This is a genomic window from Microbacterium sp. S308A+, assembly GCF_049800815.1.
Classification (GTDB): domain Bacteria; phylum Actinomycetota; class Actinomycetes; order Actinomycetales; family Microbacteriaceae; genus Microbacterium.
The window spans coordinates 492,821-505,574 of sequence record NZ_JBNAFT010000002.1 but is presented as its reverse complement, the minus strand read 5'-3'; the positions used below and the strand labels follow the sequence as shown (position 1 = coordinate 505,574).

Below are 12,754 nucleotides of genomic sequence, written 5' to 3'. Positions count from 1 at the left end.
AGGTCACGCGACGGGTGCCCACCGGCGCATCCCCCGTCGTGCCCTCCACTGACCCACGTCCGCGCGGCTCCGATCGACCGACCCCGCCGCCGTCCGGCCCCCGCCGGAGACGACGAATGCCCGTGTCGGAGGACACGGGCATTCACGCAGAGGGTCGCAGAGATCCGTCAGGACGCGGCGGCCTTCTCCGCCTTTGCCGGAGCGGCCTTGGCCTTCTCCGCCGGCGCCGAGGCGACCGGCGCCGCGTCGGCAGCCGGGCGCGGACGAGCGGCGAACTCCTCGAAGACGTAACGCGGGTTCTGCACGGTCTCGAGGTTCACGATGTCGCGACCGAGCCACAGGTTGTGCCACCAGCCCCACAGCACACGCCACTTGCGCTCCCACGACGGCATCGCCAGTCCGTGGTAACCCCGGTGCGCGACCCAGGCAAAGAAGCCCTTGATCGCGATCTTGCCGGACTGGAACACACCGTTGTAGAGGCCGAGCCCTGCGACGGCACCGAGATTCTTGTGGAAGTACTGCTTGGTCTCCTCGCCGCGGAGCACGGCGACGAGGTTCTTCGCCAGGAGCTTGGCCTGGCGAACCGCATGCTGCGCGTTGGGGACGCAATAGCCTCCCACACCGCCGCCCGAGAGGTCGGGGACCGCGGAGACATCGCCAGCCGCCCATGCCCCCTCGACGAACTCCTCCTCGGTGCCCACGCGCAGGTCGGCGCGGGTCCGGATACGGCCCCTCTCCTCGACGGGGAGGTCGCCGCCGCGGACGACAGTCGGGTTGGCCATCACACCGGCCGTCCAGACGATGACGTCGGTCGGGATGACCTCTCCCGTGGAGAGCTCGACGTTCCCGTCGACCGCTCCCGTGACCTGTGTGTCGAGGTGCACGTTCGCTCCGCGCTTGGCGAGGTCCTTGAGCACCCATTCGCTCGTCTTGAGCGAGACCTCGGGCATGATCCGCCCCATCGCCTCGATCAGGTGGAAGTGAGTGTCCTCGAAGGAGATCTGCGGATACTTCGCCACGAGCGCGGACGAGAGCGAACGGAGCTCCGCGAAGACCTCGATGCCTGCGAATCCGCCACCGACCACGACGACCGTCAGCAGGCGGTCACGCGCCGGACCCGGCGGGAGGGACGCCGCCTTGTCGAAGTTCGACATGACCCGGTCACGGATCGCGACCGCTTCCTCGACCGTCTTCAGGCCGATCGCGTTGTCGGCGATCCCGGGGATCGGGAAGGTCCGGGACACCGCTCCGGCCGTCACGACGATCTGGTCGTACCCGAACTCGTATGACTCGCCGACCGGCGGGGTGATCGTGGCGACCTTGTTCGCGTGGTCGATGCCGGTCACCTTCGCGGTGAGCACGGTGGTGCGCTTGAGGTGACGCCGGTGGGCGACGACGGAGTGGCGCGCCTCGATGGACCCTGCCGCGACCTCCGGAAGGAACGGCTGATACGTCATGTACGGGAGCGGGTCGACCATCGTGACCTCGGCCTCGCCCCTGCGCAGGCGCTTCTCGAGCTTCCACGCGGTGTAGAAGCCCGCGTAGCCTCCGCCGACAATCAGGATCTTAGGCACAGAAGGATTCTTCGCCACGGGGGGACTGCTCCTCGTCGTCAGGGTATTGGCGTGCGTCGGGCGCGCGCCGATTCGGATGCGCCGGGCAGCTGCGGTGACGCCAAGCGGAACCAGACTACCAGGGACCGTGACCTCAGCGAGCGGCAGGGTATCTCACGGCGATGTGCGCCCGCTGGGGATCGATCAGGCGGAGGGCGACGCCGTGCCGCTTCCCCTCCCCTCCCGTGGCCGCGCTTCCGAGGAGACAGGTGCAGGACGAGCACCGATGCGGATGCGGCGCACGGCGGCGCTCGCGGCGAGAGCGATGAGCACCCCTGCGGAGGTCGCGGCGATGAGCGGCAGCGTCCCGTACAGCAGTGTCTCCCGTGACGGGATGAAAGCCGACCCGGCTTCGGCGGCGGACTCCGCGGGCGGAAGCGGCGGCACCGTGTAGGGCGCGGATGTCTCGGTCGGCGCCGGCGTCGGCGCCGACCGCCGGTACAGCTTCACCCAGGATTCGAGGCTTCCCATGGGGTTCTCGGACACCGACGGCACCGTGCCGGAGACCGCGGCGGCGGCGTCGACGATGCCCGAGCCGTAGAGCAGCGGATCCGGCGCCGCCGTGCCGGCCGACGGCGCGGGCTTCGCCGTGCGGATGATCCGGTTGATCACGTTCGCGGCGTCGAGATCGGGATGGGCCGAGCGGACGAGGGCGGCGATGCCCGCGACGATCGGGGCCGCGCCGCTGGTGCCGTCCCACCGGATCACCTGCCCGTCGGGGGCGACTCCGAGGAGCCCCTCGCTCGGAGCGGACACCCCGATCGTGATCCCCTGGGTCGAAGCCGACCGGCTCGCCACGCCGTGCTGGTCCACTCCGGCGACGGTCAGCACACCGGGGATCGTGGCCGGAGCCCCGACCGAGGTGGTTCCGCTCCCTCGGTTCCCCGCCGCGACGACCACGACCACGTCGTGCTGGAAGGCGTAGAGGAAGGCATCGTCCCAACTCCGATCCCAGTCCAGCGTGTTGGTGGTGAAGGAGAGGTTGATGACCTTCGCGCCGTGGTCGACCGCCCACACCATCGCGTCCGCGACCTGTTTGGCGAACGGGACCGGCGCGGACGCGCCGAACCCGACCGAGATGGCGAGCAGGTTCGCCTCGGGCGCGACGCCGATCATCCCGGCTCCGTTCGGTCCGGGTCGTCCTGCCACGAGTGAGGCGACGAGAGACCCGTGCTCGGGGTCTATCGGTCCGATCGGCGTCCGTCCATCCGGACTCCCGAGCTGGGAGACGTCCGTCCCGTCCGTCACCGCCGCGTCGAAGGCCGGCCCCTTGGCGACGCCGGTGTCGATAACCGCGACGGTCACGCCCGCGCCCCGGGTGACCGCCCAGGCATCACGCACGCGCGCCCCGTCGAGCCAATACTCGGCTGCCTGCACCGGATCCGTGCTCGGGCTCGGGCCGGGTGTCGGGCTCGCCGCGATCAGCAGCGCCGACGCCGCGACCGCCACCGCTCCCGCGACGATGCGCAGCCCGGAGCGGAGCGAGCGCGCGCTATCGACCGCCGTCACGACGCCCCGCTCATTCCGCCTCCGCGGCCCCCGGCCGGGCGGCGGCACCGGGCTGCGCGCATTCGCACTTCTCCGGGGACCACCACGAGCGGCGCAGCGCCTCGTCGCCGATGGGGTTGACGCCCGGCCCCGCCGCCAGCGCATGGCCGGCGAGCGCGTGCAGGCACTTCACCCGCGTCGGCATCCCTCCGGCTGAGACGCCGTCGATCTCGGCGACCTCCCCGAAGCGCGCCCGGTCAGCGAGATACGCCTCGTGCGCCCTCCGATAGGACCCCGAGGTCTCCGCGTCGTCGAGGAGCGCGGCGAGCTCCGGCATCACCTGGGTCGCCTCGAGCGTCGACATCGCAGCGGTCGCCGCGGGGTGAGTGAGGTAGTAGAAGGTCGGAAAGGGCGTGCCGTCGGGCAGACGCGGGTTCGTTGCGACCACGGTCGGGTTCCCGCAGACGCACCGCGCCGCGATGCCGACCACACCACGGGCTGCGCGACCGAGCTGCACGGAGACGACGTCGAGCTCGGCGTCCGTGGGCGGAGCGTAGGGGGGCGTGGTCACCGCTCCAGCGTAAGGGACGCGCCTGTACGAGCGCCCGAGGCCGCGCTGGACGCCTCCTCGAGACGGGCCGCGTCCCGTCTCGAGGAGGCGGCGGCTCAACCGGACGGCGCGTCGGTCACCGGCTGGGCGAGCCCTGCGAAGGTGAGGCTCCGCAACAGCTGCGGCATCCAGTCCGAGGGCTTCTCCTGGACCTTGTCGCTCACCGAGGCCTGCTCCGGAGGGACGAGCGCGGGATCCAGATCGTTGTCGACCAGGTAGAGCACCTCACCCGGCTTGGCGTAGAACAGACGTTCCCTGGCCTGCGTGGTGATGAACGCCGGATCCTTCCAACGCTCCCGTTGCTGCTTGAGCTCCGCGATCTTGTCGGACGTCACCTTCGCGGACTGCTCCAACGCCGCGATCTTCTGCCGTTGCTCGAGGTAGGTGCCGAAGGTAGGCACCAGCACCCAGGCTCCGAGGACGACGAGGGAGAGCATGATGGCCATGAACCCGGAGAGCCGGATGCCGCCGACCCATCCTCGGACGTCGACAGAGCGCCGATCGCCCTGCTGCTCCGTCACGGCGGGTGGCGTCGCGGTCACACGGTCCTGCCGTGAGGACGACGAAGGGGGAGCCGGCCGTCGTGCCATGACTCCCCCTTCGCTCAGGTCGCGTCGCTGCGCAGGAACCCCTGGTCAGCCTTTGAAGCGCGGGAAGGCGGAACGCCCGGCGAACACCGCGGCGTCACCCAGCTCCTCCTCGATGCGCAGAAGCTGATTGTACTTCGCGACCCGCTCGCTGCGGGCAGGCGCACCGGCCTTGATCTGGCCGGCGTTGGTCGCCACGACGAGGTCGGCGATCGTGGTGTCCTCGGTCTCCCCGGAACGGTGCGAGAGCATCGCGGTGTACCCGGAGCGCTGTGCGAGGCTCACCGCGTCGAGGGTCTCGGAGAGCGTGCCGATCTGGTTGACCTTGACCAGGAGCGAGTTCGCGACGCCGCGCGCGATGCCGTCGGCGAGGCGCGCCGGGTTGGTCACGAAGAGGTCGTCGCCGACGAGCTGGACCTTGCTGCCGAGCGCATCGGTCAGCGCCTTCCAGTTGTCCCAGTCGTCCTCGGCGAGGGCGTCCTCGATCGTGACGATCGGGTAGTCGTTCACCAGGCCGACGTAGTACTCGGTGAGGGCGGCGGCGTCCCAGTCCTTGTCGTCGAGACGGTAGACCCCGTCGCGGAAGAACTCGGTGGCCGCGACGTCGAGACCGAGTGCGATGTCGGCGCCAGGGGTGAAGCCGGCCTTCTCGATCGCTTTGACGAGGAAGTCCAGCCCCTCACGGTTGCTGGGAAGGTCGGGAGCGAACCCGCCCTCGTCGCCGAGGCCAGTCGCGTAGCCGGCGGCCTTGAGCTCGGCCTTGAGGACGTGATAGGTCTCCACGCCCCAGCGGAGCGATTCCGCGTAAGTGTCCGCTCCGATCGGCGCGAGGAAGAACTCCTGCATGTCGATGCCGTTGTCAGCGTGCTCTCCGCCGTTGATGACGTTGAAGAGCGGAACCGGCAGGACATGCGCGTGAGGACCGCCCAGGTAGCGGAACAGCGGGAGGTCGGCCGAGTCGGCCGCGGCCTTGGCGACTGCCAGGCTCACGCCCAGGATGGCGTTGGCGCCGACTCGCTTCTTGTTGTCCGTGCCGTCGACCTCGACGAGGATCTCGTCGATGACGCGCTGCTCACTCGCCTCGACGCCCTCGATCGCCGGGCCCAGCTCGTCGATCACGGCCTCGACCGCCTTCAGCACGCCCTTGCCCCCGTAGCGGCCCTTGTCGCCGTCGCGGAGCTCGTACGCCTCGAAGGCACCGGTCGATGCTCCGGAGGGGACGGCGGCGCGCTGCACGATGCCGTCATCGAGGAGCACCTCCACCTCGACGGTCGGGTTGCCGCGCGAGTCCAGGATCTCGCGTGCGCCTACAGCCTCGATCAGTGCCACGGGTGTGCTCCTTGCTCAAAGGGAAGGGAAGGTGGAGCGGCGTCGGTCCGCTCTCAGTCTAGCGAGCGCCCGTCGCGCGAAGAGGCCGACCCGTCATGCCGACGATCAGACGACCAGGGCGAGCGCCACGCCGTCCCAGCCCTTCACGCCGACGGTCTGCAGGGCGGTCGCGTCGAACCGCGGGTCCTCGCCCAGCATCCGCAGCCCGGCTCTGGTGCCGACGACCTTGGGATCGGTCGACGTCCCGTCCACGATCTCTCCCTCGCGTCCGACGTTGTCGAGCACGATGACGGTTCCTGGCCGCCCCAGGCGCGCCGCCCAGTCGAGATACAGGGTGTTCGACTCTTTGTCCGCGTCGATGAACACGAGGTCGAACGGCTCCTCCCCGACGAGCCCGGGCAGCACATCTGCGCCACGGCCGACCCGGATCTCCACCCGATCCGCCACCCCCGCCACGTCGATGCTGGACCGCGCGACGGCGGCGTTCCCCGGCTCCGCCTCGATCGTGACGACGCGTCCCCCGTCGCCGACCGCGCGCGCCAGCCAGATCGTCGAGTATCCGCCGAGAGTGCCGATCTCGAGCACCCGCCGCGCGCCGGCGATGCGGACGAGGAGGCTCAGCAGCTTCCCGCTGACCGGGGCGACCTCGATCGCCGGCAGTCCTGCGGCGGCCTGCGCGGCGAGCGCGGCCTCCAGCGCGGGATCGTGGCCGACGAGGATGTCGGCAAGGTAGTCGTCGGCGGCGCGCCAGCTCTGCGGTGTCGGTTCGGCCATGCTCCCAGCAAATCCGTCCACGACGTCGCCGTCAACCGTCGTCGCGCCGGGGACGGGCCTCACGTTAGGCGCCGGCGAGGCCCGTCCCCGTCATCCTCGTCGGATCCACGACCCGGTCGAACTGCTCAGCGGTGACCAGGCCGCTGGCGATGGCGGCATCGCGGAGCGACAGGTTCTTCGCCAGGGCCTGCTCGGCGATGCGCGCGGCCCGCCGGTAGCCGATCTCCGGGCTCAGCGCGGTGACGAGCATGAGGCTGCGCTCGACATGGCCGCCGATGACCTCCTGGTTCAGCGCCGTGTCGGCTACCGAGTAGCGCAGGAACCTGTCGATCCCGTCGGCGAGGATCTCGGCCGAGTGAAGGAAGGAGTTGATGATCAGCGGGCGCATCGCGTTGAGCTCGAAGTTTCCCTGCGAGCCTGCGAAGGCGACGGCGGTGTCGTTGCCGATCACCTGGATGGAGATCATCACCATCGCCTCGCACTGCGTCGGATTGACCTTCCCCGGCATGATCGAGGAGCCGGGCTCGTTCTGAGGCAGCAGGAGCTCTCCGATCCCGCTCCTCGGCCCCGAGGCCAGCCATCTCATGTCGTTCGCGATCTTCATCGCGGCCACGGCGATGCCCCGCAGGGCGGCATGGGCCCGCACCATGGCGTCGAGGGAGCCCAATGCCGCGAACTTGTTCGGCGCGGTCGCGTAGGCCGTGCCGGTCAGCTCCGAGAGCTCACGGGCGACGGCGGCTCCGAAACCCTCCGGGGCGTTCAGGCCTGTGCCGACCGCCGTGCCGCCCATCGCCAGCTCTTGCAGGCTTCGACGCGCGTGGTCCAGCTCAGCGGCGCAGGCGTCCAGCTGCGCCGCGTACCCGGACCACTCCTGCCCCACGGTGAGCGGCACGGCGTCCTCGAGGTGCGTGCGCCCGATCTTGACCACGCTCATCCACTCCTCGGACTTCCGGTGGAGCGTCTCCCGCAGCTTCGCGAGCTGTGGGAGGAGCCGATCGTCGATCATCTGGAGCGAGGCGATGTGCATCGCCGTGGGGAAGGTGTCGTTGCTGGACTGCCCCATGTTGACGTCGTCGTTCGGGGCGACAGGGCTCTGCGAGCCGAGCCGCCCGCCCAGCAGCTGGATCGCCCTGTTCGCGATCACCTCGTTGACGTTCATGTTGCTCTGGGTGCCTGAGCCCGTCTGCCAGACGTAGAGCGGATAGTGCTCGTCGAGCTCGCCTCGGCTGGTCTCCTCCGCCGCGCGGATGATCGCCCTCGCCTTCCATGCCGGGAGGCGCCCCGTGCGCTCGTTGACGATGGCCGCGACCTTCTTGACGAGGCCGTACGCGTGGTAGACCTCCTTCGGCATGCGATCGTGACCGATGGAGAAGTGGACGAGCGAGCGCTGGGTCTGCGCACCCCAGTATCTGTCCGCCGGCACCTCGACGGCGCCCATGCTGTCGAACTCCTGTCGGGCGCCGCGCGCATCGATGCCGATCGGGATGTCGCGGATCTTCGGTATCACCATCCGCCCCACGCCTCCGGCTTCTGGTAGACGGGCAGCCACATCGCATCCTGGACGGCTTGCACGAGGTCGTCGTGCTCACGAGTGGCGACCCCGTCGGACGCGGCCGCCTTCGCGACGGCCACCGCCACGGTCGCCGAGACGGCGCGGAGATCCTGTACCGGCGGAAGCAGGGCCGCGCCACGACGGCTGACGTCGACCCGCCCTGCGACCGCCTCTGCGGCGGCGGAGAGCATCCCGTCCGTGACATGCCTTGCGCCGGACACGATCACCCCCAGCCCGAGACCGGGGAACAGGAGCGCGTTGTTCGCCTGCCCGATCTCGTAGCGGCTGCCCTCGAACTCGACCGGCTCGACGGGAATGCCGGAGGCGACCAGCGCCCGGCCGCCCGACCAGGCGATCGCCTGCTCCGGCATCACCTCGATGCGGCTCGTCGGGTTCGACAACGGCAGGAGGATGGGAGTCGGCGTCCCCGCGGCGAGGGCCTCGACGACCTCCTTCGTGAAGGCCCCACGGACGGTCGACGTGCCGAGGAGGATCGTCGGCTTGACCCGTGTGACGACAGTGAGAAGGTCGAACGGTCCCGAGCCCCATCCGTCGACATCTGCGGCGGAGCGCGCATAGGGCTGCTGGTAGGGAGGCAGGTCCGCCATGTCGTCCATGACCAGCCCGTTCCTGTCGATGAGCCAGACGCGGCGCCGCGCCTCGTCGTCGGAGAGGCCGTCCCGCTTCATCGCGGCGCAGATCTGATCCGCCATGCCCGTCCCCGCGGTTCCCGCGCCGAAGACCACCAGACGCTGATCGGCGAACCGCTGGCCTGTGATCCGAAGGCCGGAGATCACGGCGGCAAGGACGATCGCTCCCGTACCCTGCATGTCGTCGTTGAAGATCCGATAGCGGTCCGTGTTCTCCGAGAGGATGCGGCGCGCGTTCGACGCGCCGAAGTCCTCGAAATGCAGGAGCGCCTGAGGAAAGAGCCTGGCGACGGTCGCCAGGTACCTGTCGATGAAGGCGTCGTACTCCGCGCCGCGGACACGCGCGTGGCGGTTCCCGAGATACAGCGGATCGTTGAGCAGGGTCTCGTTGTCGGTTCCGACGTCGAGGTTCACGGCGATGACCCGACGAGGGTCGATCCCGGCCGCCGCCGAGTAGATCGCCAGCTTGCCCACGGCGATGTCGGTCCCGTTCACGCCCCAGTCGCCGATGCCGAGGATCTGCTCCGCGTCGGACACCGCGACGAGGTCGACGTCGTCCGGGCCGAGCTCGAGCGAGGCGAAGGACTCCTCGATGTCCTCGGGACGGTCGATCGAGAGGTACACCGCCCGGGAGATCCGGTAGTCGTGCGACCACTCCATGATGGCGTCGCCGATCGTGGGGTCGTAGACGATCGGCAGAAGCTCCGGGAGATGGTCCACCAGCAGCCGGTAGTACAGGGTCTCGTTCCGGTCGTGCAGCGCGTCCAGATAGATGTACCGTGCGAGATCGTCCGGAAGCTGCTTCAGCTGACGCAGGCTCCGGGCCACCTGCGTGCCCAGGTCCTCGACGGCGGAGGGCAGCCGGCCGACGATACCGAGCCTCTTACGGGTCTCCTCATCGAACGCCGGGCCCCGATTGACTGCCGAATCCTTCAAGATCTGCTGGGCGCGATCCATCGTCCCCCTCTTCCTCCGCGCATTCACGCGGTCGACCCAGAGTCTAGGAACCTGTTTTTCACGGTCAACCCAGGGTTTCTCTTTTGAATGCGAATCGGAGACATTCTGTCCGGCCTTGCGAACGACGCCATAGCCGTGACATTGCTCCGTGGTTCGGGGAGAAAACCGTGCCGAAAGCCGAGATGTTCCGCACGGGCGTCTGCGAACCGCATGCTCCGTGATAACCAAGGATCACCGAGACCGAGGCGTCGACCAGGACGCGAAGGAGCAAGGAGACATCGATGGCGTCGGAAGAGCGAGGCACGATCCGCCACAGCATCTACATCCTGATGAAGGACACCGGCTCCGACGCGGTCGAGAGGCAGCTGCAGCTCGGACGCCGGCTGCTCACCGGTCACCCTGGACAGATCGGGTTCAGCGCAGCAGTGCTGGCGACCGGGCTCGTCCGGCACCAGCAGGTTCCTTATCTGCAGAACTACACCGCCTTCACCGTCTCCTTCCATTTCGTCTGGGAGAACGCGGCCGCACACGACGAATATCAGACGTCAGACCGACATCGTCAGTTCATCGCTCAGAGCAATTCCAACTGGGAGCGGCTGATCGTGCTGGACTCGGTGACCGCCGATGGCGTCGGCTCCTCCGTCCTCCATTGACGTGACGCTCACGAGAGGAGTGTCTGCGCATTCTCACCCAGCGACGACGCCCGTGCGACCGGCCGCTAGGGTCGCGGCCGACCGGTCGTGATCTCCGGGGACGGGCGGAGCCCAGGCTGCCGGCGGAACTGCCCGCTCAGGGCGAGCGCCGCGATCACCACAGCGCAGACGATCCAGCCGGCGACGCCCAGCGCGCCCGATAATGCCAGGTCAGTCGTGGTGCCGGCCGCGTAGAACCAGACGAACATCCCCGCCGACGCGTTCAGCGCACCGTGGGCGAAGACGGCTGGCCACACAGAGCCCGAACGGAGCCGCAGCCACCCGAGAAGAACGCCCCAGGCGATGCAGCCACCCGTCATCAGCAGCACTCCGACGAGGTCCGGGCGGTTGAAGTTGTAGCCGAGGAGGATGATCGGCGCGTGCCACAGCCCCCAGACAACGCCGTGGAGGAGAAGCGCGGTCGCCGTGCCGAGCGGGCGCAGCGCGGGGAGAAGGAACCCCCGCCAGCCGAGCTCCTCGCCGAAGGCGGCGAGCGCGTTCACGGTCGCCGCGGCGATCGGGATCGACACGAGCTGCGCACCGATCAGCAGCCCCGCGGGCGGGAGCGGCGTCCCCTCCGGCACTTGCGCGCGCAACACCTCCTCGAAGCCGGAGAAGCCGAGAAGGTCGAGCCGGATCCAGCCGAACGCGCCTGCGACGAGCACCGCGGCGAAGACGAGCACGACCGGAGCGAGAAGGCCCAGCACACACATCCACACCACGCGCTTCGCCGGCCGCAGCGGCCACATGCCCAGGAACCGCAGCCGCTCGCCACGCGCCGGCACGCGGAGGATCAGCACGACGAGCATCGTGGCCACGGCGGGCGTGTACATCATCACGGGCAGCAAGAGCGGCGCGAAGGGCTCGCGAAGGCCGTCGCCCAGCCACAGCGGCAGGGCGACCAGCCAGGCGAGACCGCACGCCAGGACGACATAGAGGACCACCGCGGCCCAGGGCACACCGTTCGGCCGAGTTCCCGCAGACGCGTTCGTCTCCGTCATTCCGAATCTCCTTCGATCGTCCGAGAGTCCCCGGATCCTTCCCTGCGACGACGCGCCACCACCGCGGCGAGGACGCTCGCGGCCTGATCCGCGTCGTCGACCGTCACCACGATCGTCCGCCCCGCCCGGCGGCGCACCTGCAGCGCATCGCCGGCCCGGAGGACCACGCCCATCCGTCCGTCGAGACCGATCCGCCAGCCCCAGCCGCCGAAGTCGGCCATCGGCGCGACGGGAACCACTCCCACGGCGTCGATCTCGTCGGCCGGGATGCGGATCCGCGGCCAGCCGGCCAGCGAGCGCACCGAGAGCCCGCCCGACGACACCCGGACATGGAAGACGGAGCTGACCGCCGCGACCACCGAGACCAGGACGATGACGAGGAGGAACACCCACGCCATCGGCCCGCCGGTCGCGGCCAAGGCCACCGCGAGCGCGAAGGTCACGAGCAGGAGCGGCCCCAGCACCCACGCCCCTGCCCGGCCGATCGTCGCGGTGCCGATCCAGGCGACGCGCTCGTCGTCCCCGAGGGGCGCGGGCTCGGCGGGCGTCGCGACGTCCGCGACAGAGTCCACCCGCGGCTGGAGGAGCCAGCCCGCCACGACGAGCACGACCGCGAGGGCGGCCCCCAGGAGCATCCATGGCCCGATGTCGGGAGCCTGCCGGGCGTCCACGAGGCCGAGCTGAACCCCCGCGGCGACGATCGCCAGGAAGGACAGGAGACCGGCCAGGCCGAGGTTCATCGCCCCGAGGAAGCGCGCCGTGACCGACCATCGCGGCACGCCCTCGCGATCGGTCACCACACCGCCCCGGTTCTGCGCGGTTCCCGCACCGGGCAGCCGGTGCGCAGACAGGGCGAGCAGGCCGATGAGGAGCACGACGGCGATGCCCAGCAACGGCGGGCCCAGCGCGGTCCACCGAGGGCCGAACCCGTCCGCGCCGTTCCGCCCCCAGTGCATCGCTGCGGGATCCGGCAGTCGCGGGAGCCAGATCGCGACGGTCACGAGCGCTCCGAGGAGCAGGACGAGCGGCAGATACAGCCCGACCCATCGGAAGAGCGTTCTGGCGCGGTGGATCTCCGCGATCGATGCCGTCATGGCGTTCGAGATCGTCATGGCGTCGTCTCCTTCACGAGAGCGGCGAGGGCGGCGGGCGAGAGACCGAGGCGGGCGGCGTGAGCCACGAGGGCACGGATCTCGTGCGAGAGCTCGGCGAGCGGGGCCGCCGACGCCGCGACGATCGCCCCACGGCCGCGACGCAGATCGATGAGCCCGTCATCGCGGAGCTGCTGGTAGGCGCGCAGGACGGTGTGCACGTTGACGTCCACCGCCGCGGCCACCTCCCGGGCGGGCGGGAGACGATCGCCCGGGCGCAGCCGCCCGGCGGCGATGTCGGTGCGGACAGATGCGGCGATCTGCTCGTAGATGGGGCGGGCGGCCCCCGGATCGACCCGGATCAGCATCGTCACCTCCTCACCTGTCCTTAGTCAATAATTCTAACTCAA

Annotated in this window: 12 protein-coding genes; 1 reads left to right on the top strand and 11 read right to left on the bottom strand. The window is 69.8% G+C overall.

Features of this window, described 5'->3' with window-relative positions:
- Positions 1 to 167 precede the first annotated feature (167 nt).
- The 8 genes from ACP15J_RS08115 to ACP15J_RS08080 form a co-directional block, all read right to left on the bottom strand.
- On the bottom strand, positions 168 to 1,574 hold the full coding sequence (locus ACP15J_RS08115) for an NAD(P)/FAD-dependent oxidoreductase (protein WP_424936504.1): 1,407 nt from the start codon (positions 1,572 to 1,574) through the stop codon (positions 168 to 170).
- Positions 1,575 to 1,757: 183 nt separating this feature from the next.
- Entirely contained in the window at positions 1,758 to 3,122 is a 1,365-nt protein-coding gene (locus ACP15J_RS08110) for a S8 family serine peptidase (RefSeq protein ID WP_424936503.1), read from the bottom strand.
- Between the two features lie 10 nt (positions 3,123 to 3,132).
- A complete protein-coding gene (locus ACP15J_RS08105; protein WP_424936502.1) occupies positions 3,133 to 3,672 on the bottom strand; it encodes a DUF501 domain-containing protein in 540 nt (179 codons plus the stop codon).
- Positions 3,673 to 3,767: 95 nt separating this feature from the next.
- Positions 3,768 to 4,301 (bottom strand): FtsB family cell division protein, encoded by a 534-nt coding sequence (locus ACP15J_RS08100; RefSeq protein ID WP_424936501.1) that lies wholly within the window; start codon positions 4,299 to 4,301, stop codon positions 3,768 to 3,770.
- A gap of 45 nt (positions 4,302 to 4,346) precedes the next feature.
- On the bottom strand, positions 4,347 to 5,627 hold the full coding sequence (eno, locus tag ACP15J_RS08095) for a phosphopyruvate hydratase (RefSeq protein WP_424936500.1): 1,281 nt from the start codon (positions 5,625 to 5,627) through the stop codon (positions 4,347 to 4,349).
- 105 nt (positions 5,628 to 5,732) lie between these two features.
- Positions 5,733 to 6,401: an O-methyltransferase gene (locus tag ACP15J_RS08090; protein WP_424936499.1), complete on the bottom strand. Its 669-nt coding sequence runs from the start codon at positions 6,399 to 6,401 to the stop codon at positions 5,733 to 5,735.
- Positions 6,402 to 6,465: 64 nt separating this feature from the next.
- Entirely contained in the window at positions 6,466 to 7,911 is a 1,446-nt protein-coding gene (gene fumC / locus ACP15J_RS08085; protein ID WP_424936498.1) for a class II fumarate hydratase, read from the bottom strand.
- A complete protein-coding gene (locus ACP15J_RS08080) occupies positions 7,905 to 9,587 on the bottom strand; it encodes an NAD-dependent malic enzyme (RefSeq protein ID WP_424936497.1) in 1,683 nt (560 codons plus the stop codon). The genes fumC and ACP15J_RS08080 overlap by 7 nt, the downstream gene beginning before the upstream one ends.
- Before the next feature lie 254 nt (positions 9,588 to 9,841).
- On the opposite strand from ACP15J_RS08080, the gene ACP15J_RS08075 reads away from it, so the two are divergent.
- Positions 9,842 to 10,213, top strand: coding sequence for a Dabb family protein (locus tag ACP15J_RS08075; RefSeq protein WP_424936496.1), 372 nt, complete (start codon positions 9,842 to 9,844; stop codon positions 10,211 to 10,213).
- Between the two features lie 65 nt (positions 10,214 to 10,278).
- Here ACP15J_RS08075 and ACP15J_RS08070 read toward each other — a convergent pair whose 3' ends face one another.
- The 3 genes from ACP15J_RS08070 to ACP15J_RS08060 are packed head-to-tail and all read right to left on the bottom strand — an operon-like array spanning position 10,279 to position 12,712.
- Positions 10,279 to 11,253 (bottom strand): lysostaphin resistance A-like protein, encoded by a 975-nt coding sequence (locus ACP15J_RS08070; protein ID WP_424936495.1) that lies wholly within the window; start codon positions 11,251 to 11,253, stop codon positions 10,279 to 10,281.
- Positions 11,250 to 12,365: a DUF1648 domain-containing protein gene (locus ACP15J_RS08065; RefSeq protein WP_424936494.1), complete on the bottom strand. Its 1,116-nt coding sequence runs from the start codon at positions 12,363 to 12,365 to the stop codon at positions 11,250 to 11,252. The genes ACP15J_RS08070 and ACP15J_RS08065 overlap by 4 nt, the downstream gene beginning before the upstream one ends.
- Positions 12,362 to 12,712: a GntR family transcriptional regulator gene (locus tag ACP15J_RS08060; RefSeq protein ID WP_424936493.1), complete on the bottom strand. Its 351-nt coding sequence runs from the start codon at positions 12,710 to 12,712 to the stop codon at positions 12,362 to 12,364. The genes ACP15J_RS08065 and ACP15J_RS08060 overlap by 4 nt, the downstream gene beginning before the upstream one ends.
- Positions 12,713 to 12,754 lie beyond the last annotated feature (42 nt).

Bases quoted from the DNA above. Each gene is read 5' to 3' on its own strand.
- ACP15J_RS08100 (WP_424936501.1), bottom strand. From the start codon at position 4,301: ATGGCACGACGGCCGGCTCCCCCTTCGTCGTCCTCACGGCAGGACCGT.
- ACP15J_RS08065 (WP_424936494.1), bottom strand. From the start codon at position 12,365: ATGACGATCTCGAACGCCATGACGGCATCGATCGCGGAGATCCACCGC.
- ACP15J_RS08070 (WP_424936495.1), bottom strand. From the start codon at position 11,253: ATGACGGAGACGAACGCGTCTGCGGGAACTCGGCCGAACGGTGTGCCC.
- ACP15J_RS08075 (WP_424936496.1), top strand. From the start codon at position 9,842: ATGGCGTCGGAAGAGCGAGGCACGATCCGCCACAGCATCTACATCCTG.
- ACP15J_RS08090 (WP_424936499.1), bottom strand. From the start codon at position 6,401: ATGGCCGAACCGACACCGCAGAGCTGGCGCGCCGCCGACGACTACCTT.
- ACP15J_RS08060 (WP_424936493.1), bottom strand. From the start codon at position 12,712: ATGCTGATCCGGGTCGATCCGGGGGCCGCCCGCCCCATCTACGAGCAG.
- fumC (WP_424936498.1), bottom strand. From the start codon at position 7,911: ATGGTGATACCGAAGATCCGCGACATCCCGATCGGCATCGATGCGCGC.